Genomic DNA, 961 nt, shown 5'->3' on the forward strand with positions numbered 1-961 from the left:
GCTTTCGCCGGCCGACCGGCTGGAGGTGCTGTTCTCGCAGCCCGACGGCGACGACCAGACCTCCGACAATTCCGAGCTTCTCTACGTGTCGGCGACCTTCGGCGGGCAGACGCGGAATTTCTATCGCTTCCAGATGCAGGACGGCAGCACCGACTATTTCGACGAGAACGGTTCGAGCGCCAAGCAGTTCCTGCTGCGCAACCCGCTCCCCAACGGGCGCTTCACCTCCGGCTTCGGCGCGCGCCGTCACCCGATTCTGGGCTATGTGCGCATGCACACCGGCACGGACTGGGCTGCCCCCATCGGATCGCCCATCATCGCGGCCGGCAATGGCGTCGTGGAAAAGGCCGGCTGGGCCGGCGGCTATGGCAAGCAGATCATCATCCGCCATGCCAATGGCTACGAGACGTCCTACAACCACCAGAGCGCTTTTGCCAAAGGCATCGAGCCCGGCCTCCATGTCCGCCAGGGTCAAGTCATCGGCTATCTCGGCCAGACCGGCCTGTCGACGGGCCCGCATCTTCACTACGAACTCATCGTCAATGGCACCAAGGTCGATTCAATGCGCGTGCGCCTGCCGGTCGGCAAGGTGCTGAAGGGTGACGATCTCGTGGCCTTCAAGAAAGAGCGCGAGCGCATCGACGATCTTCTGAAGCAGGAAGACGGCAACTCGCTGAAGGTCGCCAGCGCCAAGACTGATTCGCAGCTTCCGAACTAAGCAGTTCCAGGAACCGCTCCACCTGTTTCGACGCAATTCCAGACGGAAGGCTACGGCGAAGTCGACGGGCCTAACCGCTCACACTTTTCCTGGAATTGCTCTAATCGCGCGATTCGTCTGTCTGCCGCGGCCAGGGCGATGCCTGTCCGGGAACCGTGAACCAGGCGATAAGGGAAGAAAGCACGCAAAGCAACGCCGTGACCGCCGCGACCGCGGTGAAAGCCGAATCGCTTGCCGCCACTC

1 protein-coding gene is annotated in these 961 nt (G+C 62.5%); it reads left to right on the forward strand.

Annotation, left to right across the window (positions count from 1 at the left end):
- Positions 1 to 718 (forward strand): M23 family metallopeptidase (locus EOA28_RS36950; protein WP_148671161.1); only part of this gene is annotated, 718 nt, incomplete at its 5' end.
- Positions 719 to 961 lie beyond the last annotated feature (243 nt).

The organism is Mesorhizobium sp. M2A.F.Ca.ET.067.02.1.1 (assembly GCF_004023285.1).
GTDB lineage: Bacteria > Pseudomonadota > Alphaproteobacteria > Rhizobiales > Rhizobiaceae > Mesorhizobium.